The sequence below is a fragment of the Mariniluteicoccus endophyticus genome, assembly GCF_054780035.1.
On record NZ_BAAGXC010000025.1, the window covers coordinates 70,143 to 91,569 of the forward strand.

Sequence of the window (21,427 nt, forward strand, 5' to 3'; positions counted from 1 at the left end):
GAGCAGAGCGAAGACCTCCATCAGCGTCCCTCCGCCGTGTCTCGCACGAGCCCGACGAGCGTGGCGCGGTCGACGACGCCGATGACGCGCGCGGCGATGCGCCCCTGGGTGTCGATCACCAGTGTCGAGGGGATTCCCGACGGCGGCAGCTCATCGGAGAAGACGAGGAGCTGGGTGGCCTCCGGGTCGTGGATCGACGGGTAGGTGACGCCGAAGCTCCGCTGGAACGCGAGCGCCGGGGCGGGGTCGGGATCGCGGGTGTCGATGCCGACGAACCGAGCGACGTCCTGGGTCTCCTCCGCCGCCTTCTGGAGGTCGGGGGCCTCCTTGCGGCACGGCGCACACCAGGAGCCCCACACGTTGATGACGACGACCTTGCCCGGGTGGGAGGTCGTGACCTCACCGCCCTCGAGCCCCGGTCCCTTGGCGACGGGTGCGACCCTCCGTTTGGCGGGCTCGACGCGGGTCAGGCCCGTCGAACCCGATACGAAGCCCTCCTGGCCGTCCCCGGCCGCGGTCGTACACCCCGTTGCGAGGGTCGCCGCGGCCACGGCGGCGAGGACGCGCCGGCGTACGCGGGCAGGGGGACGGGGCGACGATGTCATGGCTCACGCTCCAGCGACGAACTTCTTGGACTTCTTGGTGTCCTTGATCGGCACGAGGTCGATGGCGGGCTCGGCGTACGAGACGCGCGTGATGCGGCCGTCAGTGACCTCGAGCGTCGTCAGCGAGGCAAGGGTGCACTCACGCTTGCGCGGGTCGTGGACGAGCGAGCGGCCCTCGGCGGCCAGGCGCGTGATCCAGATCGGCAGCTGGTGGGACACGATGAGCGCCTCGCGGCCCTGGGCCGCCTCGGCGGAGTCACGGATGGCCTGCTGCATGCGGGCGACGATCTGCTGGTAGGGCTCGCCCCACGACGGCTTCAGCGGGTTGTAGAGGTGGCGCATGACGGCCGGGTTGAGCAGCTGGCTGATCTTCCCGGTGAACACCCGGCCGGCGAGCTTGTTGCCGGCCTCGATGACGCGGTCGTCGTGGACGACCTCGAGCTCGGGGCGGCGGCGCGCGATCGGCTCCATCGTCTCGCGGGCGCGCTCCAGCGGGGAGCAGCGCAGGTGGGCGAGGTCGAACTCGGCGGTGTGCTCCCCCATCCGCTCGGCCATGGCGCGGCCGATGTCGGACAGGTGGAAGCCGGGCAGGCGCTCGTACAGCACGCCGTCGGGGTTGTGCACCTGGCCGTGGCGCATGAGGTGGACGAGGGCGGTCGACATGGTCGGCTCCGGTTTCTTCGTGGGCTGGGCGGGTCGGTCGGTCAGTGTTGCGCCTGCGCCGCGGCGCGGGCGGCGCCCGGCAGGGCCTCGACGATGCGGCTCATCTCGGCGTCGCCGTGGGTCGACGACACGAACCAGGCCTCGTACGCCGAGGGTGCGAGGTAGACGCCCGCGTCGAGCATCGCGTGGAAGAACGCCGCGTACGCCTTCGTGCTCTGGGTCGACGCGGTGCGGTAGTCGGGCACGGCCGGGGCGTCGGCGAAGAAGACCGAGAAGAGCGTCCCTGTGTTCTGCACCACGTGCGGTACGCCGGCCTCGCCGAGCGCACGCGACACCTCGGTGCGCAGGCTCTCGCTGGTGTCGGCGACGCGCGCGTACACGTCGTCGGTGGCCAGGCGCAGCGTGGTGAGGCCTGCGGTGGCGGCCACAGGGTTGCCCGACAGCGTGCCGGCCTGGTAGACCTCCCCGGCGGGCGCGAGGTGGGCCATGAGCTCGGCGCGGCCACCGAACGCGGCGGCCGGGAAGCCGCCGCCCATGACCTTGCCGAACGTCATGAGGTCGGGCACGACGCCGTCGACGCCGAACTGGCCCTGGCGCGTCACGCGGAAACCGGTCATGACCTCGTCGGAGATGAACAGCGCGCCGTGGTGGCGGCAGGTGTCGGCGAGGAACTGGTTGAACCCCACGCCGTCGACGACGGCGGGCGGGACGACGCCCATGTTGCCGGGTGCGGCCTCGGTGATGACGCAGGCGATCTGGTCGCCGTGCTCGGCGAACGCGGCCTCGACGGCGGCTCGGTCGTTGTATTCGCACACGATGGTGTCGCGCGTGGTGGCCTCGGTGACGCCCGGCGTGCCAGGGATCCCGAGGGTGGCGACGCCGGAGCCAGCCTGGACGAGCAGTGCGTCGACGTGGCCGTGGTAGCAGCCGACGAACTTCAGGATCTTCTCGCGGCCGGTGATGCCGCGCGCCAGGCGCAGCACGGACATGGTGGCCTCGGTACCTGAGCTGACCAGGCGGACCTGCTCGACCGGCGTACGACCGATGATCTCCTCGGCGAGCTCGATCTCGACCTCAGTGGGGGCGCCGAAGCTGGTGCCGTCGACGGCGGCGCGTCCGACGGCGGCGAGGACCTCGGGGTGGGCGTGGCCCAGGAGCATCGGCCCCCAGGAGCCGACGAGGTCGACGTACTGGTTGTCGTCGGCGTCGTAGACGTACGGGCCCGAGGCGCGCGTGATGAACCGCGGCGTGCCGCCCACCGACCGGAACGCCCGGACGGGACTGTTCACCCCTCCCGGGATGGAGCGCTGGGCGCGTTCGAACAGATCCGCCGATCGATTGGTCTCCACGAGGGGTCAGTGTAGTCGCCCCGCGCCGTCTACCCTCGTTCCATGTCACCGCCGACGCCCCATCCCGCCGCGGACGCACACGCCGCTCGCCTGGGCCTGGGCGCGCCGACCACCGCGTACGCCAGGGGGCCACGCGCCCTCCGCCTCCACGAGCACGGTCTGGTCGCCGCCGGCAAGGGGGTCGCGGTGGGCGGCCGCTGGTGCCAGATGGGGATCAGCCGCACCGAGTCACCCGAGGACACCTTCCACTGCCACGTCGCCGGGGCGAAGGTGGCCCGGGCCGTCCTCGCTTCCGGCGGCACGCGGGACTTCAGCGGCTGGTTCGTCTCACGCACCGGGGTCCGCACGCCGGTCGTGCAGGCGCGCCGAGGCGAGGTGTGGCCACGCGTCAGCGAAGAGCCCTCGCTGACGGGGATGCGACGACGCGTACGCCTCGTCGATGCCGCCCACCGGCAGGTCGACGTCATGGAGATCCACGACGCCGAGCGGCTCGAGCAGATCTTCACGCCCGCCGTCGGGACCCCGCGATGAGGGGCACGCCCGCCCGCCGCGACGCGGCGCCGCTGCCAGCGCACCCCGCCGCCGACGCCCGCGCCGCCCAGCTCGGGCTGGGCCCGTTGGAGGCGGTGCACTCCCAGCGCGTCGACTGGAGTTGGCTCATCGGTCCGCCCCTGCTCATGGCGGCGATCGGGGCCCTGATCGGCTGGTTCAGCGACGGGGGCTGGCTCATGCCCGCCGTGGCCCTCGGCTTCGTGGGCATCGTCGCCGGGCTCGCCTTCGTCGTCTGGCAGCTGGTCAACACCCGCCGAGGGTTGCAGGTACGCCGCTACCGCCACGGCATGGTTCTCCTCGACGGCGACCGGATCGTCAGCGGGCGGTGGAACGAACTGAGACTGTCCGAGTTCGAGTTCCCGCGCCGGGCCCGCTCGTGGCGCGTCGTCGCCCCGGACGGCGTGTTCCAGGTCTCCGACAACACGTGGACCGACATCGACGACGCGCTGCGGCCGGTGCTGGGGGCCCGAAGGGCCCAGCTGGACCAGGCACGCGCCACGATCGCTCGAGGCGAGCCGTGGAACTTCTCGGGCTGGGTGCTCACCCGCGAGGGCATCCGCACGCCGCGCCGTCAGGGCTTGTGGGGATCGGTCGAGCTCCGCACCGCGCGGCGCACACAGGGCTTCGACGGCCATCGAGACAGCGTCCAGCTGTTCGCCGGTGGCGTCTTGGTGGACGTCCTGGAGGTCGACGACACCGACCTGCTCGCCGACATCCTCGGGCCGTTCGTCAGGCTGAACGGCTTCTGATGGCACGGCGACTACCCCGGGCTGACTCGTGCGCCGAGTCGTCGCGTGGGCATCCTCGACACCGAGGGCTTCCACCAGCTCGGGAAGGCGATCGCCCCGAGGTCGGTGTGCTAGCGGGGGCGCCGGGCGTGCTCCAGCGCCCAATAGGTCAGCACGATGTCCGAGCCGGCACGACGGATCGAAGTCAGCGTTTCGTCGATGGCCTTCTCGCGGTCGATCCACCCGTTGGCCGCGGCGGCCTCGACCATCGCGTACTCGCCGGAGATGTTGTAGGCCGCGATCGGCAGGTCGGTGTGCTCGCGCGCCGCGCGGATGATGTCGAGGTAGGCCAGGGCGGGCTTCACCATGATGATGTCGGCGCCCTCGGCGACGTCGAGGTCGATCTCGCGCAGGGCCTCCCGCACGTTGGCAGGATCCTGCTGGTAGGTCTTGCGGTCGCCCTGCAGCGACGACGCGACCGCCTCGCGGAACGGCCCGTAGAACGCCGACGCGTACTTCGCCGCGTAGGCCATGATCACCGTGCCGGTGTGACTCGCGGCGTCGAGCGCCTCACGGATCGCGCCGACCTGACCGTCCATCATCCCCGACGGGGCGACGACGTGGGCGCCGCACTCGGCGTGCATGACGGCCATCCGCGCGTACAGCTCCAGCGTCTTGTCGTTGTCGACGACACCCGAGTCAGTGAGGACGCCGCAGTGGCCGTGGTCGGTGAACTCGTCGAGGCAGACGTCGGACATGACGAGCAGGTCGTCGCCGACCTCGTCACGCACGGCCCGCAGCGCCACGTTGAGGATGCCGTCGTCGGCCAGGGCACCGGAGCCGGAGGCGTCCTTGTGCTCCGGCAGGCCGAACAGCATGATCCCCGCCAGACCGGCCTCGACGCACTCGACCGCGGTCCTGCGCAGCGAGTCCATCGTGTGCTGGACCACGCCCGGCATCGACGAGATGGGGCGCGGCTCGGCGAACCCCTCCCCCACGAACACCGGCAGGATCAACTGGCGCGGCTCGACCGACGTCTCGGCGACCATCGCCCGGATGACGGGCGACGCACGCAGCCGGCGCGGGCGTACGCGCAGCTCGCGCGCCGCCATCAGGAACGCTTCTTCCCGGCCTTGCGCTCGGACGGCTTGGTGACGGGGTCACCGGCCTTCACGAAGGCGTCGCGGCGGTCGGAGGCGAACGCGGCGAGGGAGTCGGCGAGCTCGATGGCGCTCGGCTTGGGCGCCATGACGTCCACACGCAGGCCGTGCTCTTCGCACGTGCGTGCCGTCGCCGGACCGATGGCCGCGATGACGGTCGTGGCGTGGGGCTTGCCGGCGATGCCGACGAGGTTGCGCACGGTCGAGCTGGAGGTGAACACGACGGCGTCGAACCTGCCGGTCTTGATCGCCTCGCGCGTCGGCGCGGGCGGCGGAGCGGCACGGACGGTGCGGTACGCCGTCACGTCCTCGACCTCCCAGCCGAGCTCCGACAGGCCCGCCGACAGCGTCTCGGTGGCGATGTCTGCACGCGGCAGGAAGACGCGGTTGATCGGGTCGAGGACCTCGTCGTACGGCGGCCACTCGGCGGCCAGGCCGGCGGCCGACTGCTCGCCGGTGGGGACGAGGTCGGGCTCGATGCCCCACGACTGCAGCGACGCGGCGGTGGCGTGGCCGACGGCCGCCACCTTCAGGCCGGAGAACGCGCGGGCGTCCAGGCCGTAGTCCTCGAAGCGCTCGCGGACGGCCTTGACGGCGTTGACCGAGGTGAACGCCACCCACTCGTAGCGGCCCTCGACGAGCCCGCGGACGGCGCGCTCCATCTGCAGCGGCGAGCGCGGCGGCTCGACGGAGATGGTGGGGACCTCCTCCGGCTGGGCACCGTAGGAGCGCAGGCGGTTCGTCATGGGGCCGGCCTGGTCCTTGGTGCGGGGCACCAGGACGCGCCAGCCGAACAACGGCTTCGTCTCGTACCAGGCGAGGTCGTCCTCACGCTGCTCGACGGCCGGGCCGACCATGAGGTTGACGGGTTCGTCCTCGTCGAGCTCGAGCTCCTGCAGCGCGTTCGCCAGGTCCGACAGCGGCACGGCGACCGAGTTCTGCTCGGTCGAGCCGCCGTAGACGGTCAGCAGGCATGCCTCTGACTCGGCGCGTCCACCGGCCAGCAGCGCGGCCGCGGCCTCCTCCACCAGCGAGGCGCGCGTCGACACGACCAGCGTGCCCGCGGAGGCCCACTGCGACGACTGGGTCTTGGTGATCTTGTCCATCGCCGACACGAAATGGGTGCCCGCGGCGTTGTTGAGGGGTACGCCCGCGTACTCCGGCACCGACATCATCGTGGAGACGCCGGGGATGACCTCGAACTCGATGCCGCCGCGCACGCAGGCCGCCGCCTCGTCGGCGATGCCGCCGTCGAGGAACGGGTCGCCGGCGACGAGGCGCACGACACGACCGCCGTCCTCGGCGAGCTTCAGCACGATCTTGGCCCGCTGGGCCGGCGGCAGGAACTTGCCGTTGGACTGCAACGGCAGGACCTGCGGCTCGACGCCCTCGGCGCAGGAGACCTGCGGGTGGTCGAACAACGGCAGCAGGTGGTCGCGGTCGCAGACCACGGCGTCGGCGTCGGCGATAGCCGCGACGGCGCCCAGCGTGAGCAGGTCGGGGTCACCGGGGCCCGTGCCGACGAAGATCACACGTCCGCGGGCTGCCGGGGTGGCGGCAGACGTCGAGGACCTGTCGGGCGTGCGGGCTGATGCGCTGGTCAACGGTGCCTCCGCGTCCTGCCTGTGCTGCACCCGTGGTCCCGGGCACGTCACTGATCGTTGGTCTGTGGCAGCCCGAGCCGGGCCAGTGCCGTCCGCGCCAGGGTCTCCCCCAACGCCTCGGGCGAACCTGCGTCACCGGTGGCCGTGACCCGCAGCAGCGGATCGGCGCCATCCGTCGACGAGGTGCTCATGAATGTTCTCCCAATAACGGCGGCGAGAGTCAAATCCGCCTTTGTACCATCCCGCTCCTCGAGCGACGCAGCCACCCCCACCGGGGCCAGACAACCGGCCTCCAGGGCACGCAGGAACGCGCGCTCGGCCGTCACGCAGGCACGCGTGGGAGCGTGATCGAGCGTCGCGACGAGCTCGCGTACGCGGTCGGCACGCTCGGCCACCTCGATGGCGAGCGCGCCCTGGCCCGCGGCGGGCAGGAGGACGTCGAGCCCGACGACCTCGTGGGGCAGCTCGAGACCGTCGAGACGGCCCAGACGGCGCAGTCCGGCGGCGGCCAGGACCGTAGCGTCGACCTCCCCGTCGCGCACGAGACCGAGCCGGGTGTCGACGTTGCCACGCACGGGCCGGAACTCGGCGGTGATGCCGCGCGAAGCCAGGTGAGCGGCGAGCTGGGCCTCGCGCCGCGGCGAGCCCGTGCCGACGACCGCACCGTCGGCCAGCTCGTCGAGCGGCCGACCGACGAGTACGTCACGGACGTCCTCGCGCTGCGGGACGGCGGCGACGACGAGCCCGTCGGCCGGCGCCGTCGGCAGGTCCTTCATCGAGTGGACGGCGATGTCGATCCGGCCGTCGTGGAGCGCCTGGCGGACGGCCATCGCGAACACGCCCGTTCCGCCGATCTCGGTCAGGTGGCGGCGGTCGGTGTCGCCCTCGGTCGTGATGCCGACGAGCTCGGCCTCGACGCCCCGCTCGGCGAGCGCGGCGCGCGTGGCCTCGGCCTGGGCGACCGCCAGGGGCGACTTCCGGGCCCCGATGCGCAGGGGCGTCATCGCGTGGTCCGCGAAACGGCCTCGACACAGTCGGTGTCGAGCGCGAACAGCGTGCGCAGCGCCCCGGCGTAGTCGGGAGAGTCGGGCTCGCGGGACAGCTCCTTGACCCGCACCGTGGGCTGGTGGATCAGCTTCTCCACGACGCGCCGGACGGTGGTGGCCACCTCCGCGCGCATCGCCTCGTCGAGGTCGGGTATGCGCTGGTCGAGGCGCCCCAACTCGGCACCGATGACGTCGTTGGCCATGGTCCGCAGCGCGACGACCGTCGGCGTGACCGCGGCCGCGCGACGCAGGCTCAGGAAGTCCTTCACCTCGCCCTCGACGAGTTCGTGGGCCTGCCGCAGCTCGACCGAGCCGGCGGCATCGAAACCACCCTCGCTCTGCAGGCGCCCCAGGTTCACCAGCTCGACGCCGTCCATGTCGCCGACCTCGTCGGACACGTCGGCGGGCAGCGCAAGGTCGACCACCCCCGAGATGCCCGTGTCGCGGAGCCGATCGGGGCCCAGCACCAGGCCACGTGCGCCCGTGCACGTGATCAACACCTCCGCGGCCGCCATCGCGTCGTCGAGGTCGTCAATCGGGCGGGCAGTGCCCCCGACGGCGCGGGCCAGGTTCTCGGCACGCTCCAGCGTGCGGTTGACCAACGTGATCACCCCACCCCGGTCGGCGACGGTGTGGGCGGCCAGCGCCGCCATCGATCCCGCACCGACGATGAGGACGCGACGGCCGTCGACACGACGGTCGAGCTGGTCGAGAAGATCGAGGCTGGCGGTGACCAGCGAACGGCCGGCTGATCCGGCGGCCGTCTCCGACTGGACCCGCTTGCCGACACGCAGCGCCTGCTGGAACAGCGCGTTCAACGCGGTGCCGACCGTGCCCTCCGCCTGGCCGTGGGCCAGGGCGTGACGCACCTGGCCGAGGATCTGGTGCTCACCGGCCACCATCGAGTCGAGACCCGAGGTCATCGTGAAGCAGTGGCTGACCGCCGCCTCGTCGTAGAACACCTCTACCGAGCCGTGAACAGTCTCCAGCGGGACGCTGCTGGCCTCCGACAGGAGGCCGACGACACCTGCCAGGCCGTGGTGGAACTTCGTGACCGACGCATACACCTCGGTGCGGTTGCACGTCGACAGCACCACGGCCTCGTCGACGTACTCGTTCTCGACCAGCGCGTGGAGCATCTTCGTCGTGGTCGGCGCGTCCAACGAGAGTCGCGACAGGAGGTCCATGGGGGCCGTTCGATGGTTGACGCTGACGACCAGGATGCTCAAGGCAGGACTTTCTCTTCGGGGACGCGGGACGACGATCAACCGAGAACCGTGTCGGGGCGGATCTCGTCGGCCAGTGACGCCTGTCGATGGTACGCCAGAATCTGCAGCTCCGAGCCGAGGTCGACCTTACGAAGCGTCACGTCGGCAGGCACCTCCAGGTTGATCGGCGCAAAGTTCAGCAGGCAGCGCACACCCGCCAGGACCAGCCGGTCCGCCACCTGCTGGGCCGCCGTGGCCGGCGTCGCGATCACGCCGATGGTCGCCGCCGGATCGGTGACGACGTGCGCGAGCTCCGCCACCGCATGAATGCGTACGCCCTCGATCTCCCGCCCGATCAGCTCGGGCGCGTCGTCGAACAGCGCGACCACCTTGAACCCGCGCTGCGACACCCCCGCATGGCTCGCCAGGGCACGCCCCAGATTGCCGACGCCCACGATGATGACCGGCCAGTGCTCGGCCGACCCGATGTGCTGGTCGAGCTGGAACCGCAGGTACGGCACCTCGTAGCCCACCCCCCGGATCCCGTAGGAGCCAAGGTGGGAAAGGTCCTTGCGCAGCTGGGCCGGGTTCACGCCCGCCGCACTCGCGAGCTCCCCCGACGACACCGTCGCCACACCGCGCGCGGACAGCGCGTTCAACACGCCCAGATAAGCCGACAGGCGCGCGACGGTGGCCTCGGGGATCCCCGGGCGGCGTACCTCTGAGTCGGACACCCGACCCCCTCCCGACGCGTGCGGCCACGAACGCTGACCAGCCTAGGCCGCTTGTGAAGAACGGCACAAGCAACCGTGACGCGTATTACTCCAGCTCGCGCCCGCGCGCCCTCGCGCGCGAGACGAGGAGCTCCCTAGAGCGCCGCGCGGAGCTTGTCCTCGTCGAGGAACCAGATGGCGTGCTTCGCGCCATCGACGAAGGTCACGGGAACGTGGTCGGTGTGCTCGGCGCGCAGGGCGGGGTCGGAGTCGACGTCGACCTGCTCCAACGTGCAACCCTTCTCGCGACACACGCGCTCGGCCACGGCGACGGCCTCGGCGCACAGATGGCAGCCCACACGTGTGAGGATGCGTACGCGGGGCCCGGTCACACCTCTTCCTCCATCCGGTCGAGCATGTTGCGCAGGTCGCCCTTGCGGGGCTTGCCCGTCGGGGTGCGCGGGATCTCCTTGAGCACGATGAACTCGGCCGGGACCTTGTAGCGAGCCAGGTTCTCACGCGCGAGGGCACGTACCGATGCCAGCTCGACCTTGCGGCCCTTCGCCGCGTCGAGGAAGGCGACGACGCGCTCGCCCGTGCGCTCGTCGGGGGCACCGATGACCGCGGCCCCAGAGACCGACTCGTGCTGCTCGAGGACCTCCTCGATCTCGCTCGGGTAGACGTTGAAGCCGGAGACGATGATCAGCTCCCCGGCGCGATCCAGCAGGAACAGGTCGTCGCCCTGCATGTAGCCGACGTCGCCGGTCGCGCGCCAGCCATCGGCGTCGGGCGCCTCCGCCCCGTCGGGCCAGTAGCCCGAGAAGAGGTTGGCCCCGCGGACGTGGACCTCGGCCGGGTCGTGCGGATGGGATCCGTCGCCGATGCGGACTTCCACGCCAGGCAGTGCACGGCCGACGTGGCCGGGGCCGCGGAGCTCGTGGCCGAAGGTGGACGCGATGCCCGGCGACGCCTCGGTCTGGCCGTAACCCTGCTCGACGCGCAGGCCCGTCTGGAGGGTGAACCGCTCCCCCAGCACTGCCGGCATGGGCGCCGCGCCAGAGCTCACCAGACGCAGGCTGCGCGTGGCCTCCGGCAGCCCCGGGTCCTGTTGTAACCGGTAGAGCACCGACGGCGTTACGGGCAGGTGGGTGACCTTCTCGGCGACGATCAGGTCACACAGGTCATCCACCATCCCCTCGACAAGAACAGTGGTCCCGCCGACATGCAGGGTGAGGCCGACGACCGCGTTGAGGCCGTACATGTGGCACAGCGGCAGCATGGCCAGCGCCACGGCATCCTCCGCGCCCAGGCCGGCACGGGCGGCCTGCTGGCAGGCGGCGAGGAGCGCACGGTGGGTGAACATCGCCGCCCGCGGCACCCCCTGGCTGCCGGATGTGAACACCAGCGCCGCCAGCGCCTCGCGGTCGGGCACCGAGGCGATCCGCGTGACCTCGACACCGTCGCCGTGACCGGTCAGCGAGACAGGGCGTACGCCGTCGGGCAACTGGCGGTCGTCGTCGGTCAGGATGATCGTGGCCCCGCAGGACACGAGCTCACGCGCCATCTCGGCGTCCGAGAGCCGCGGGTTGAACGGCACGGCCACCACACCGACGCGGAGCGCACCGAGCCAGGCCGACACCGCGTCGACCGAGTTGGCCATCACGATGGCCACCCGCTGCCCGGCCACGAGTCCGAGCGCGTCGTACGCGACCGCCGACTGGTCGACCAACCGGTCGAGCTCGGCCCAGGTGACCTCCCGCCGCCGGTCACCGCGTTCGACGAGCGCGACGGCCTCCGGACGGGACCGCGCATGGCGGCGTACGGCGTCGGCCAGATTGTTGTCACCACTGGTGACCGTCTGATCGGTGGGCATGAACCCACTGTCGCACAGCGGTTCCGACCCGTCGTCAGGCCCCCGGACCTGCCCATGTTCGGCTCCCACGACTAAAGTGGCTCTATGTCTGAGGAGGGTTCGGGTGTGCGTTCAGCCGCGTTCTTCGACCTAGACAACACGTTGGTGCGGGGTACGTCGATGATCCAGGTCGGCAAGGGCCTGTATGCACGCCGCTACTTCAAGATCTCGCTCATCCTGCGTGCGCTGTGGCTCGAGTCGGTCTTCCGGGCGACCGGCCGCGAGCACGAGGGCCACATCCACGAGGCCCGCGAGACGATCCTTGGCCTCATCCGCGGACGCCGCGTCGACGAACTCACTGCCGACGTGACCGCGATCTACCACGAGTCGATCGCGGCCCGGATCTGGCCCCAGACGCGTGCCCTCGCCGAGGGCCACCTCGAGGCCGGCATCCCCGTCTGGCTCATGACGGCGGCTCCCAGCGAGGTCGCGGAGGTGGCAGCGCAGCACCTCGGCCTCACCGGCGGGTTCGGCACTCGCGCCGAGTCCCGCGACGGCGTCTACACCGGCCGGTTGGTCGACGGCCTCCTCCATGGACCCCAGAAGGCGGTGCAGGTACGCCGGCTCGCCGACGAGCACGGCTACGACCTGGTGGAGTGCCATGCCTACAGCGACTCGTGCAACGACCTGCCCATGCTGGAGCTGGTCGGTCACCCCCACGTGGTGAACCCCGACGACCACCTGCTCGGCATAGCGCGCGAGCGCGGCTGGCCCGTCCACGAGTTCCGCGCGCCCGGCCGTCGCCGCCGCGCGATCGTCGGCGCCACCGCAGTCGTGGGTCTGGGCCTCGGCGCCCTCAAGATGCACGCGATGAAGGTGGCCAAACAAGTTCGCCCTTGAGCGGCATCACCCCTCCAGCCCGCACACACCCGCACCCCGCGGGTGAATGCCTGGCTGGCCCCGGGCAAGAAGCGGACTCCCGGCGAGCGTCGGCAAGCGCACCCCGGCGTCTGGAAGAGCACAAAGGAATCGCCCCGCGACGACTTCGCCCGGTGCTGGAAGGCCGCCGCGGGGGCGATGAAGACGCCGGACCCCGGCGCGCGGGCGCGAGCCGGACCAGCACGCTAGAAGAACACGTGGTCCCGCTGGGCGAGCAACGCGTACAGCTTGTTCTGGATGGTCAGGCGCACCTGGTCGGTGATCTGGAAGACCGTCATGGGGTCGTCTGCGGCGTTTGGGCCGAGCTCGTCGGTGGTGATGGCCTCGCCGAACTCGATGATCCACTTGCTGGGCAGGGGGACCATGCCGAGGACGCCGAACCAGGGGAACAGCGGGGTGATCGGGAAGTAGGGGAAGCCGAGCGCCTTCGCGAGGCCGGGCGCATTGGACAGGAGGGGGTAGATCTCCTCCGAGCCGACGATGGACACCGGCACGATGGGCGCCTGCGCGCGCAGGGCCGTGGAGACGAAGCCGCCGCGGCCGAACCGCTGGAGGCGGTAGCGCTCGGAGTAGAGCTTGCCGAGCCCCTTGAACCCCTCGGGGAACACGCTGACGAGCTCGCCGTTGTCGAGGAGTCGGGCCGCGTCCTCGGGGCAAGCGACGGTGGCGCCGATGCGGCGGGCGAAGTCGTGGCTGAACGGGGTCTTGAAGACGAGGTCGGCGCCGAGCATGCGCGGCTGGCGGCCGAGGCCGTGGTGGACGACGGAGTTCAGGACGAGGGCGTCGACAGGCATGGCGCCGGCGTGGTTGCTGACGAGCAGCGCGTGGCCCTCGGTGGGCACGTTCTCGAGGCCGCGTACCTCGACACGGAACCAGCGGGTGGCGAGAAAGCGCAGCGCGGGCATGACGATGCGGTCGGTGAACTCGGGGTCGTAGCCGAACTCGTCGACGGCGTAGTCACCGGAGATGCGGGTGCGGGCGAACGCGATGAGTTCCTCCAAGGACCCCTGCCACTCGACGCCGATGCGCTGGCCGGCGGTGAACAGCGTGTCCCAGGGGTCGTCGGCGAGACGGGCCAGCTCGTCGGTGTCACGGATGCGTTCGAGGGCTTCGACGCCGGCACCGGCGAGCTCGATGAGCAGGTGTCGGAGGTCGGGTCGGTCGCCGCGCGCGCCGTCGTCGCGATCAGCCATGCGTACGCCTCCCGGGGGTCGGTGCGAGCATACGGGCTGCGGCGTCCAGCGCCCTGTCCACCCGCTCGATCGACATGAGGCCGGGCTGTCCGAGTGCGGCGAACTCCTCGAGCGCGCGGCGCGAGGAGTAGTGGGCCTCGAAGCCCGTGGTCTCGGTGAACAGCGACGTGTCCATGACGCGCCCGTAACGGATGCCGCGGAGCTGGTCCTCCGTGACCCGGGTGATGCCCATCTTCCGGGCGAGGGCCAGTGCCGGTGATGGCACGTCGGGGAGCACGCCGACCGAGGGGCGGCCCAGGACGGCGGCGGCCTGGGTGAGGGTGAGGACGTCGGGGGCACCGATGTTGTAGGTGCCGAGGACGTCCTGCTCGACGGCGGTCGTCAGCGCGGCCACCACGTCGGCCGGGTGGACGAACTGGAGGCGGCCGTCGTAGCCGAGGGGGCGTACGACGACGGGGGACGCGAGATAGCGCGTGAGCGGGGTGTCGACGCCGGCGCCCATCAGGTTGGCCATGCGCAGCGTCGTGACGGTCACGTCGGGGCGGCGCATCTCGAGGCCGCTCGCGTACGACTCGGCGTCGAGGCAGTCGCGGGCGAAGCCGGGGGAGCTGGGCGTACGCCGGGCCATCGTATCGGTGAAACGGGCAGGGTCGAGCGGCCCGGAGCCGTAGACGACGGCCGAGCTCATCAGGACGAACTTGGTGACGGCGGGAGCCTTCTGACAGGCAGCGAGGAGCTGCATGGTGCCGATGACGTTGGACTCCTTGGCCATCGCGCGGCTCTTGGCCGACTCGACCAGCCCGAGATGGACGACGGTGTCGACACCGCGGTCGACGACGAGGCGCTGGACGATCGGACTGCGGACGTCGGCGCGGACGAGCGTCACCCCGGCCAAGTCATGGCGGGGTGACGCGACGTCGAGGCCGAGGACCTCGCAGGTCTCGGTCGCGGCGAGTGCACGCGCAAATCTGGCCCCCACATCGCGCGCGACCCCGGTGACGAGCACGACGCGTGACATGGGGACCCTCGGATCACTTACCGGCGCGGCGACGCTGGATGCGCGTACGCTTCAGCAGCTTGCGGTGCTTCTTCTTCGCCATGCGCTTGCGGCGCTTCTTGATGACCGAACCCACAGGTGGAGCCTCTCAGAGTTGGAACCGCCCCGTCGCGGTCGCTGGACCAGCAGGATGGGGCGCGCCCGGCGGATGGCCGGACAAGTACGGAATCCTACCTACTCATGGCCGGATCGACCAAACGCTGACGGCGACGGAGCGGCTCCAGGCCGACCACCCGCCGGGAGGGGCGAGCCAGTCGGCCGTTCAGGCGCAGGTTGAGCCCGTGGGCGGCGCGCTCACGCTTGAGGAGTGGGCGTGGCACCGCGTTCGCGCAGGCTCAGCCGACGTCGTAGTAGGAGCCGCGCAGGTAGTCGTTGACCGCCTTCTCGGGCACGCGGAAGCTCCGACCGAAGCGGGCAGCCTCGAGCTGGCCCCCGTGGATCAGGCGGTAGACCGACATCTTGGAGACGCGCATGAGCGCCGCCACCTCAGCCACCGTGAGGAACTTGACGTCGGAAAGGCCGTCGACCGGCTTCAGGCCGGGACGCTTCTCTTCGCTCATTGCACGCTTCTCCCCGCGCGTGTCGGAACCGCCGGCTTCCCCTCCGGCGTGTTGCACGCGCTGGGAGTGACAGTAGTGGTAAAAGGTGCGCCGCGAAAGTCGGGGTCAGCCCGCGGTGGAGTCCCGCAGGCGACCAGCCTCGTCGTCTCGGCCTCCCGGCGCGGGGTCGACCCGGACGGCGTACGCGGCCCGCTGTGACCGGGGCCGATCAGCCCGAGCACGCGTACATCTCAGCGCGACGTCCTCGCCCGTCGCGCTGTACCTGGACGCGGGGGTCAGCGAGATCGGACGACGCACTCCCCCATCGTCCCCAGCGTGGTGGTCCGGCCGGCTCAGTAGTCCGGGTCGAGCCCCAGGTCGGGAAACACGGCCCTACGCGTGGCGATGATGGCCTGGTCGAGCCGGCTCGACGGGTTATAGCCCCAGGAGATCGGGTCGAACTCCGTCCGCGCCCCGTCGCCCATGAACCGTGGCGCGTCGGGGCCGATGGCCTCACGCCACGCCTCGGGGGTGGGCGTCTCGACGGGGATCGGGTGACCGCCCAGCACGCCGATGAGATGGGCCCAGGCGCGGGGCACGACGTTGTCGACGGCGTACCCCCCGCCGCCGGTGGCGACCCAGCGGCCGTGGCAGTGGGCGTCCGCGAGGTCGGCGACCATCTGGTAGGACCTCGCCATCCCGTCGACGCTGAGCTGCAGGTCGGTCAGCGGGTCCTCGGCGTGGGCGTCGCAACCGTGCTGGCTGATGAGGATGTCGGGCTCGAACGCCTCGATGACCGGCGGCACGATCGCGTCGAACGCCCGCAGCCAGCCGGCGTCGTCGCAGTCGGGTGGCAGCGCCACGTTGACCGCCGAGCCCTCGGCCCCCTTGGCACCGGTCTCGTTGGCGAACCCGGTGCCCGGGAACAGGTGGATGGGCGACTCGTGCAGCGATATGGTCAGCACGTCCGGGTCGTCGTAGAAGATGTCCTGCACGCCGTCGCCGTGGTGGGCGTCGGTGTCGAGGTAACAGATCCGTCCCGCACCCTGCTGTTGCAGCCAGCGGATCGCGATGGCGCAGTCGTTGTAGACGCAGAAGCCGCTGGTCGCCGACGGCATGGCGTGGTGGAGCCCCCCGGAGATGTTGGCCGCACGGCGGGCCTCACCGGTCCACACGAGGCGGGCCGCCTCGGTGGTCGCCGCGGCGACGCGCGCGGCGGTGCCGTGCATCCCCAGCACGAGCGGGTTGTCCGGCGTACCGATTCCGTAGTGGGTCTGGACGCGATCGGACTTCACCGCGGCGACGTAGTCCTCGCTGTGGACGAGCCCGACCAGCAGGTCGTCGGCGTCGGGCGCCTCGACGAGATCGACGTGGTCGAGCGCCCCGAGCTGGCGGGCGAGCTCGACGGCTTGGCGCACCCGGCCCGGGGCCATGGGGTGGCCGGTGCCGAAGTCGTAACGGGTCAGGGCGTCCGAGTGGACCAGGCATGCTCGCGTCATTGCGACCTCCGATCGTTGGGCGCCACCCTACGGCCTGTCGCGCTCCTTCGCGCCCAGCTCGGCAGATCGGTCCCGTGCGGCCTCCATCGCCTGCATGAACGCCGAGCGCACCGAGGCGAGCTCGAGCGCGCGTACGGCCGCGGCGGTCGTGCCGCCGGGCGAGGTGACGCGCTCGCGCAGCACGGTCGGGTGCTCCCCCGACTCGCTGAGGAGCTTGGCCGAGCCCAGCATGGTCTGCACGACCAGCTCGGTCGCCACGGCGCGCGGCAGGCCCAGGTGGACGCCGGAGTCGATCATCGCCTCGACGACGAAGAACAGGTACGCCGGCCCCGATCCCGAGATCGCCGTCACGGCGTCCTGGTAGTTCTCGGGCACGGTCATCACGCGGCCGGTGGCCGACAGGACCTCGGTGACAGCGTTCAGGTGCTCCGGCAGGGCCGTACGCCCGGCCGAGATCGCCGCCATGCCCTCGGAGACTTGCGCGGGGGTGTTGGGCATGACACGGATGACCGGGGTGCCCTCGGGCAGCCGCGCCTCGATCGTCGACGTGGCCACGCCGGCACACATCGAGGCGACGACGGCGCCCGGCCGCAGCTCGGGGGCGAGGTCGTCGAGCACCGGCTCGATGTCCTGCGGCTTGACGGCGACCAGCACTGTCGGCGCCTCGCGGGCGGCCTCGGGGTTGGTCAACACGCGGACGCCGTAGCGCTTCTCCAGCTCGGCCTTGCGGTCGGGGCGACGCTCGGTGATGACGATGTCGGCGGGGTCCCAGCCGGCGGAGACGAGACCGCTGAGGACGGTCTCGCCCATCACGCCGGCGCCGATGATGGCCAGCCGTGCCACGGCTCAGCCCTTTCGTCCGAGGTTGTCGGCGACGACCTCCGCGATCTGGACGGCGTTGAGCGCCGCGCCCTTGCGGAGGTTGTCGTTCGACACGAACATGACCAGACCCTTGCCGGCGGGTGCCGACTGGTCGGCGCGGATGCGGCCGACGTAGGAGGGGTCGGCTCCGGCGGCGTCGCGCGGGGTCGGGACGTCCATCAGTTCGACGCCCGGGGCGTCGGCCAGCAGCTCGCGGGCACGCTCGGGGGTGAGGTCGTCGGCGAACTCGGCGTGGACCGCAAGCGAGTGGCCGGTGAACACGGGGACCCGTACGCAGGTGCCGGCGACGAGCAGGTCGGGCAGGTGGAGGATCTTGCGCGACTCGTTGCGCAGCTTCTGCTCCTCGTCGGTCTCGCCGGAGCCGTCGTCGACGATCGAGCCGGCCAGCGGCAGGGCGTTGAACGCGATCGGCTTCACGTAGGGGGCCGGGTCGGTGACCTCGTCGATGCGACCGGCGAACGTCAGACCCTCGAGGTCGGAGGCGGCGCGGACCTGGTCGGCGAAGTTGCCGACCGCGGCGCCGCCGGAGCCGGACACGGCCTGGTAGGTCGCCACAACCAGCCGCTGCAGGCCCGCGGCCTCGGCGAGCGGCTTGAGCACCGGCATGATCGCCATCGTCGTGCAGTTCGGGTTGGCGATGATGCCCTTGGGCGGGTCGATCGTGTCGTCGGGGTTGACCTCGGAGACCACCAGCGGGACCTCGGGGTCCATGCGCCAGCCCGACGAGTTGTCGATGACGATCGCGCCCGCGGCGGCGACCTTGGGCGCGTACTCCTTCGAGGCGGTCTTGCCGGCGGAGAACAGGGCGATGTCGAGGCCGGCGAAGTCGGCGGTCGCCATGTCCTCGACGACGACGTCGGAGCCCTTCCACGGCAGCGTCTTCCCGGCCGAGCGCGCCGAAGCGAAGTAGCGGATCTCGTCGACTGGGAAGTCACGCTCCTCCAGCAGTGTGCGCATGACGCCACCCACCTGGCCGGTCGCTCCGAACACTCCAACGCGCATGGTGAATCTCCCTAGAAAATCGGCTGGGGACAGCGTACGTGGCCCCGTCGTGGACGCCCGACCATTTCCGAGCGGCGAGAGGGTCGTGCGACACTCGTGGCCGTGTCCGAGCGCCAAGACCTGTCGAAGTACGCATGGCTGTCCATCGCCGCGGCCGTGCTGACGATCTCGTTGAAGGCCGGGGCCTGGGCCGTCACCGGCTCCGTCGGCCTGCTGTCGGACGCCGCCGAGTCGATCGTCAATCTGGTCGCCGCCGTCGTCGCCCTCGTCGCACTGAGGGTCTCGGCACGCCCCGCCGACTCGAAGTTCACCTATGGGCGGGCGAAGGCTGAATATTTCTCGGCCGCCATCGAGGGCATGATGATCTTCGTCGCGGCGGCGGTCATCCTCGTCACGTCGGTCGAACGCTTCGTCCACCCGAAGCCGCTGGAGGACGTCGGCCTGGGCCTGGGCATCTCGGTCGTCGCCTCCCTCGTCAACGGTGGTGTGGCGCTGGTCCTGCTGCGCGCCGGCGAGCGTCATCGCTCCCTGACCCTCACCGCCGACGGCCGCCATCTCATGACCGACGTCGTCACGTCGGCGGGCGTCGTGATCGGCGTCCTGATGGTGTGGCTCACCGGGTGGGACCGCCTCGATGCCATCGTGGCGTTCCTCGTCGGCATCAACATCATCATCACCGGCTCCCAGCTCGTCTCCGAGTCCCTCGAGGGCCTGCTCGACGTCACGCTTCCCCCGGAGGAGAACGCGGCGATCGTGGGTGTGCTGCGCCGGCGCACGTCGCAGACCATCAACTTCCACGGCCTCCAGACCCGTCAGGCCGGCCACCAGCGGTACGCGAGCGTCCATGTCCTTGTGCCCGCCGGCTGGACCGTCCAGCAGGGCCACGACTACGTGGAGGGTCTCGAGACGGAGCTGCGCCAGGCGGTGCCGGACCTCGAGGTCCTCACCCATCTCGAGCCACTGGAAGACCCCCGCGCCTACCGCGACCGGCCCCGCGGCGAGGTACGCATCGAGGACGACCCGACCCCCGACCGCACCCGCACCCACGCCCTCGGTTCGGAGTGAACCTCAGAGCCAGCCGACCCGGTCGTGGAGCGAGGCATAGCCGACGAAGGCGGCGACGTCGATGATCGTGTGGGCCGCGACCAGCGGGCCGACGCGGCGCAGCCGCAGGTACAGCAGCCCGAACAGGATGCCCATCAGGACGTTGCCGGCGAACCCGCCGAAGCCCTGGTAGAGGTGGTAGGAGCCGCGGACCACCGCGCTGACGACGATCACCGCCGGCCACGACCAGCGCGCCTGGCGGAGCCGGACAAACGCATACCCGATCATGATGACCTCCTCGAGGATGCCGTTCATCGCGGCGGCGAGGACGTAGACGGGGACGGTCCACCAGTTCTCGGCGAGGTTGCCGGGCTGGACGTCCACGTTGAGGCCGAGCTGGCGTGCACCCAAGTAGAAGAACAGCCCGGGGATGCCGATGCCAGCGGCGATCGCAAGCCCCCAGCCAAGGTCGAAGACCGGACGGCGGTGGTCGAACCCCAGCCGCCGCGTGCCGACCCCGCGCGGGTCCCACTGGGCGAACCGTGGGCCCTCCCACTGCGCCAGCAAGTAGAGCGCCAGCGCCACCGGCACGAGCGGGAGGACGAGGTTCGCGATCTGGTAGGACAGGTCGAGCCACGGCCGCTCCGCCGCCACCGACTGGTTCATCTGGGCCGTCTGCTTGGCCAGCGGCTGGTCGACGCGCGTCATGCGCTCGACGATCCGCAGGATCGAGTAGATCGCCGACTCCCCCAGGGACACGCCCAGCACGAGCGCGAGCTCGACCAACGGGCGCGGGTGCGCGGCCGGCTCACCCCGCGTCGGGAGCGTCACCGCCTCGCTCACCGGCGGTCGACGAGGCCGCGCAGGAAGAATGACAGGTTGGCCGGCTTCTCGGCCAGACGGCGCACGAGGTAGCCGTACCAGTCGGTGCCGTAGGGGATGTAGACGCGCATCGTGTGGCCCTCGGCGGCGAGCCGGTCCTGCTCCTGGGGACGGATGCCGTAGAGCATCTGCAGCTCCCACGAGTCCTTCTCGCGGTGGTTGCGCGAGGCCAGGTCGAGCGCGATCGCGACCAGGCGCGGGTCGTGGGTGGCGACCATCGGGTAGCCGTCGCCCTCCATCAGGGTGCGCAGGCAGCGAACGTACGCCCGGTCGATCTCCTTCTTCGTCGTGTACGCCACCGTCTCCGGCTCGGCATACGCGCCCTTGCACAGGCGGATGCGCGACCCGGTGGTGGCCAGCTCGGCGCAGTCGGCCTCGCTGCGGCGCAGGTAGGCCTGCAGCACCGTGCCGGTCGACGGGAAGTCCTTGCGCAGCTCGCTGACGATGCCGAGGGTGGAGGACGTCGTGGTGTGGTCCTCCATGTCGATGGTGATCGTCGCACCGGCGTTGCGGGCGGCGGTGGCGACGGCCCGGGCGTGGTCGAGCGCGTGCTGCTCACCGCGCTCGCCGAGGAACTGGCCGAGCGCCGAGAGCTTCAGCGACAGGTCGACGCCCGCGGCCAGCCCGGCCTCACCGAGCTTCTCGAGCAGGACGAGGTAGGCCTCGGCGGTGCGCTGGGCCTGGTCGAGGTCGGTGGTGTCCTCGCCAAGGTGGTCGATGGTGGCGACGATGCCGCGCGATCCCAGGTCGGCCACCGCATGGACGGCATCGTCGGCCTGCTCACCGGCGACGAAGCGATCCACGACCTTGCGGGTCGGGGGCAGCCCCATGGCGACGTCCTTGATCTGTTCGTTGCGAGCCACCGACATCAGGGCCTGGCGTACGGGATCCACGTCGCTCCTCCATCTCC

General features: G+C 71.1%; 23 protein-coding genes. 4 read left to right on the forward strand and 19 right to left on the reverse strand.

What is annotated here, in order from left to right:
• Nucleotides 1-20 precede the first annotated feature (20 nt).
• From ACYVGD_RS13055 to hemL, 3 genes are read right to left on the reverse strand one after another with little or no spacing between them, the layout of a single operon-like run.
• Nucleotides 21-605, reverse strand: coding sequence for a TlpA family protein disulfide reductase (locus ACYVGD_RS13055; protein ID WP_460744208.1), 585 nt, complete (start codon nt 603-605; stop codon nt 21-23).
• Nucleotides 606-608: 3 nt separating this feature from the next.
• The gene (locus tag ACYVGD_RS13060; protein ID WP_460744209.1) at nt 609-1,268 is read right to left on the reverse strand and encodes a histidine phosphatase family protein; all 660 of its coding nucleotides are present in this window, start codon (nt 1,266-1,268) and stop codon (nt 609-611) included.
• A gap of 41 nt (nt 1,269-1,309) precedes the next feature.
• Nucleotides 1,310-2,617 (reverse strand): glutamate-1-semialdehyde 2,1-aminomutase, encoded by a 1,308-nt coding sequence (gene hemL, locus ACYVGD_RS13065; RefSeq protein WP_460744210.1) that lies wholly within the window; start codon nt 2,615-2,617, stop codon nt 1,310-1,312.
• A gap of 42 nt (nt 2,618-2,659) precedes the next feature.
• Between hemL and ACYVGD_RS13070 the strand changes: the two genes are divergently transcribed.
• Entirely contained in the window at nt 2,660-3,148 is a 489-nt protein-coding gene (locus tag ACYVGD_RS13070; RefSeq protein WP_460744211.1) for a hypothetical protein, read from the forward strand.
• The gene (locus ACYVGD_RS13075) at nt 3,145-3,918 is read left to right on the forward strand and encodes a hypothetical protein (RefSeq protein WP_460744212.1); all 774 of its coding nucleotides are present in this window, start codon (nt 3,145-3,147) and stop codon (nt 3,916-3,918) included. Before ACYVGD_RS13070 ends, ACYVGD_RS13075 begins: the two co-directional genes overlap by 4 nt.
• A gap of 110 nt (nt 3,919-4,028) precedes the next feature.
• Here the strand turns inward: ACYVGD_RS13075 and hemB are convergent, their stop codons facing one another.
• The 7 genes from hemB to ACYVGD_RS13110 form a co-directional block, all read right to left on the reverse strand.
• Complete coding sequence (hemB, locus tag ACYVGD_RS13080) at nt 4,029-5,009, reverse strand: porphobilinogen synthase (RefSeq protein WP_460744213.1); 981 nt, start codon at nt 5,007-5,009, stop codon at nt 4,029-4,031.
• Nucleotides 5,009-6,661 carry a bifunctional uroporphyrinogen-III C-methyltransferase/uroporphyrinogen-III synthase gene (locus ACYVGD_RS13085; RefSeq protein WP_460744214.1) on the reverse strand — a complete coding sequence of 551 codons (1,653 nt, stop codon included), beginning with the start codon at nt 6,659-6,661 and terminating at the stop codon, nt 5,009-5,011. Before ACYVGD_RS13085 ends, hemB begins: the two co-directional genes overlap by 1 nt.
• A gap of 47 nt (nt 6,662-6,708) precedes the next feature.
• Entirely contained in the window at nt 6,709-7,665 is a 957-nt protein-coding gene (hemC, locus tag ACYVGD_RS13090; RefSeq protein WP_460744215.1) for a hydroxymethylbilane synthase, read from the reverse strand.
• Nucleotides 7,662-8,936, reverse strand: coding sequence for a glutamyl-tRNA reductase (locus ACYVGD_RS13095; protein ID WP_460744216.1), 1,275 nt, complete (start codon nt 8,934-8,936; stop codon nt 7,662-7,664). The genes hemC and ACYVGD_RS13095 overlap by 4 nt, the downstream gene beginning before the upstream one ends.
• A gap of 35 nt (nt 8,937-8,971) precedes the next feature.
• Nucleotides 8,972-9,649, reverse strand: a complete 678-nt coding sequence (locus ACYVGD_RS13100; RefSeq protein WP_460744217.1) for a redox-sensing transcriptional repressor Rex — start codon at nt 9,647-9,649, stop codon at nt 8,972-8,974.
• A 134-nt stretch (nt 9,650-9,783) separates the two neighbouring features.
• Nucleotides 9,784-10,020: a glutaredoxin family protein gene (locus ACYVGD_RS13105; protein WP_460744218.1), complete on the reverse strand. Its 237-nt coding sequence runs from the start codon at nt 10,018-10,020 to the stop codon at nt 9,784-9,786.
• Nucleotides 10,017-11,501, reverse strand: a complete 1,485-nt coding sequence (locus tag ACYVGD_RS13110; protein WP_460744219.1) for a class I adenylate-forming enzyme family protein — start codon at nt 11,499-11,501, stop codon at nt 10,017-10,019. The genes ACYVGD_RS13105 and ACYVGD_RS13110 overlap by 4 nt, the downstream gene beginning before the upstream one ends.
• A gap of 84 nt (nt 11,502-11,585) precedes the next feature.
• Here ACYVGD_RS13110 and ACYVGD_RS13115 point away from each other — a divergent pair, with 84 nt between their 5' ends.
• Nucleotides 11,586-12,380, forward strand: a complete 795-nt coding sequence (locus ACYVGD_RS13115; RefSeq protein WP_460744220.1) for an HAD family hydrolase — start codon at nt 11,586-11,588, stop codon at nt 12,378-12,380.
• Between the two features lie 224 nt (nt 12,381-12,604).
• On the opposite strand, the gene ACYVGD_RS13120 is transcribed toward ACYVGD_RS13115, so the two are convergent.
• The 7 genes from ACYVGD_RS13120 to ACYVGD_RS13150 all read right to left on the reverse strand — a co-directional run bounded on the left by ACYVGD_RS13120 (nt 12,605) and on the right by ACYVGD_RS13150 (nt 18,591).
• Complete coding sequence (locus tag ACYVGD_RS13120) at nt 12,605-13,612, reverse strand: lysophospholipid acyltransferase family protein (protein ID WP_460744221.1); 1,008 nt, start codon at nt 13,610-13,612, stop codon at nt 12,605-12,607.
• Nucleotides 13,605-14,630 carry an NAD-dependent epimerase/dehydratase family protein gene (locus tag ACYVGD_RS13125; protein ID WP_460744222.1) on the reverse strand — a complete coding sequence of 342 codons (1,026 nt, stop codon included), beginning with the start codon at nt 14,628-14,630 and terminating at the stop codon, nt 13,605-13,607. The genes ACYVGD_RS13120 and ACYVGD_RS13125 overlap by 8 nt, the downstream gene beginning before the upstream one ends.
• 13 nt (nt 14,631-14,643) lie before the next feature.
• The gene (locus ACYVGD_RS13130; RefSeq protein ID WP_042842924.1) at nt 14,644-14,745 is read right to left on the reverse strand and encodes a 30S ribosomal protein bS22; all 102 of its coding nucleotides are present in this window, start codon (nt 14,743-14,745) and stop codon (nt 14,644-14,646) included.
• 259 nt (nt 14,746-15,004) lie between these two features.
• Nucleotides 15,005-15,229 (reverse strand): helix-turn-helix domain-containing protein, encoded by a 225-nt coding sequence (locus ACYVGD_RS13135; RefSeq protein ID WP_460744223.1) that lies wholly within the window; start codon nt 15,227-15,229, stop codon nt 15,005-15,007.
• A 332-nt stretch (nt 15,230-15,561) separates the two neighbouring features.
• Nucleotides 15,562-16,707: an acetoin utilization protein AcuC gene (locus ACYVGD_RS13140; protein WP_460744224.1), complete on the reverse strand. Its 1,146-nt coding sequence runs from the start codon at nt 16,705-16,707 to the stop codon at nt 15,562-15,564.
• 27 nt (nt 16,708-16,734) lie between these two features.
• Nucleotides 16,735-17,550, reverse strand: a complete 816-nt coding sequence (gene proC / locus ACYVGD_RS13145) for a pyrroline-5-carboxylate reductase (protein ID WP_460744225.1) — start codon at nt 17,548-17,550, stop codon at nt 16,735-16,737.
• Between the two features lie 3 nt (nt 17,551-17,553).
• Nucleotides 17,554-18,591, reverse strand: a complete 1,038-nt coding sequence (locus tag ACYVGD_RS13150) for an aspartate-semialdehyde dehydrogenase (RefSeq protein ID WP_460744226.1) — start codon at nt 18,589-18,591, stop codon at nt 17,554-17,556.
• Between the two features lie 102 nt (nt 18,592-18,693).
• On the opposite strand from ACYVGD_RS13150, the gene ACYVGD_RS13155 reads away from it, so the two are divergent.
• Nucleotides 18,694-19,656, forward strand: a complete 963-nt coding sequence (locus ACYVGD_RS13155; RefSeq protein WP_460744227.1) for a cation diffusion facilitator family transporter — start codon at nt 18,694-18,696, stop codon at nt 19,654-19,656.
• 3 nt (nt 19,657-19,659) lie between these two features.
• On the opposite strand, the gene ACYVGD_RS13160 is transcribed toward ACYVGD_RS13155, so the two are convergent.
• Complete coding sequence (locus ACYVGD_RS13160) at nt 19,660-20,466, reverse strand: CPBP family intramembrane glutamic endopeptidase (protein ID WP_460744228.1); 807 nt, start codon at nt 20,464-20,466, stop codon at nt 19,660-19,662.
• A gap of 8 nt (nt 20,467-20,474) precedes the next feature.
• A complete protein-coding gene (locus ACYVGD_RS13165) occupies nt 20,475-21,410 on the reverse strand; it encodes a proline dehydrogenase family protein (protein WP_460744229.1) in 936 nt (311 codons plus the stop codon).
• Nucleotides 21,411-21,427: the final 17 nt, after the last annotated feature.

Excerpts from the sequence above, each read along its gene's own strand:
- ACYVGD_RS13055 (WP_460744208.1), bottom strand. The coding sequence starts at position 605 with ATGACATCGTCGCCCCGTCCCCCTGCCCGCGTACGCCGGCGCGTCCTC.
- ACYVGD_RS13060 (WP_460744209.1), bottom strand. The coding sequence starts at position 1,268 with ATGTCGACCGCCCTCGTCCACCTCATGCGCCACGGCCAGGTGCACAAC.
- ACYVGD_RS13070 (WP_460744211.1), top strand. The coding sequence starts at position 2,660 with ATGTCACCGCCGACGCCCCATCCCGCCGCGGACGCACACGCCGCTCGC.
- ACYVGD_RS13075 (WP_460744212.1), top strand. The coding sequence starts at position 3,145 with ATGAGGGGCACGCCCGCCCGCCGCGACGCGGCGCCGCTGCCAGCGCAC.
- hemB (WP_460744213.1), bottom strand. The coding sequence starts at position 5,009 with ATGGCGGCGCGCGAGCTGCGCGTACGCCCGCGCCGGCTGCGTGCGTCG.
- hemC (WP_460744215.1), bottom strand. The coding sequence starts at position 7,665 with ATGACGCCCCTGCGCATCGGGGCCCGGAAGTCGCCCCTGGCGGTCGCC.
- ACYVGD_RS13110 (WP_460744219.1), bottom strand. The coding sequence starts at position 11,501 with ATGCCCACCGATCAGACGGTCACCAGTGGTGACAACAATCTGGCCGAC.
- ACYVGD_RS13115 (WP_460744220.1), top strand. The coding sequence starts at position 11,586 with ATGTCTGAGGAGGGTTCGGGTGTGCGTTCAGCCGCGTTCTTCGACCTA.
- ACYVGD_RS13120 (WP_460744221.1), bottom strand. The coding sequence starts at position 13,612 with ATGGCTGATCGCGACGACGGCGCGCGCGGCGACCGACCCGACCTCCGA.
- ACYVGD_RS13125 (WP_460744222.1), bottom strand. The coding sequence starts at position 14,630 with ATGTCACGCGTCGTGCTCGTCACCGGGGTCGCGCGCGATGTGGGGGCC.
- ACYVGD_RS13135 (WP_460744223.1), bottom strand. The coding sequence starts at position 15,229 with ATGAGCGAAGAGAAGCGTCCCGGCCTGAAGCCGGTCGACGGCCTTTCC.
- ACYVGD_RS13140 (WP_460744224.1), bottom strand. The coding sequence starts at position 16,707 with ATGACGCGAGCATGCCTGGTCCACTCGGACGCCCTGACCCGTTACGAC.
- ACYVGD_RS13150 (WP_460744226.1), bottom strand. The coding sequence starts at position 18,591 with ATGCGCGTTGGAGTGTTCGGAGCGACCGGCCAGGTGGGTGGCGTCATG.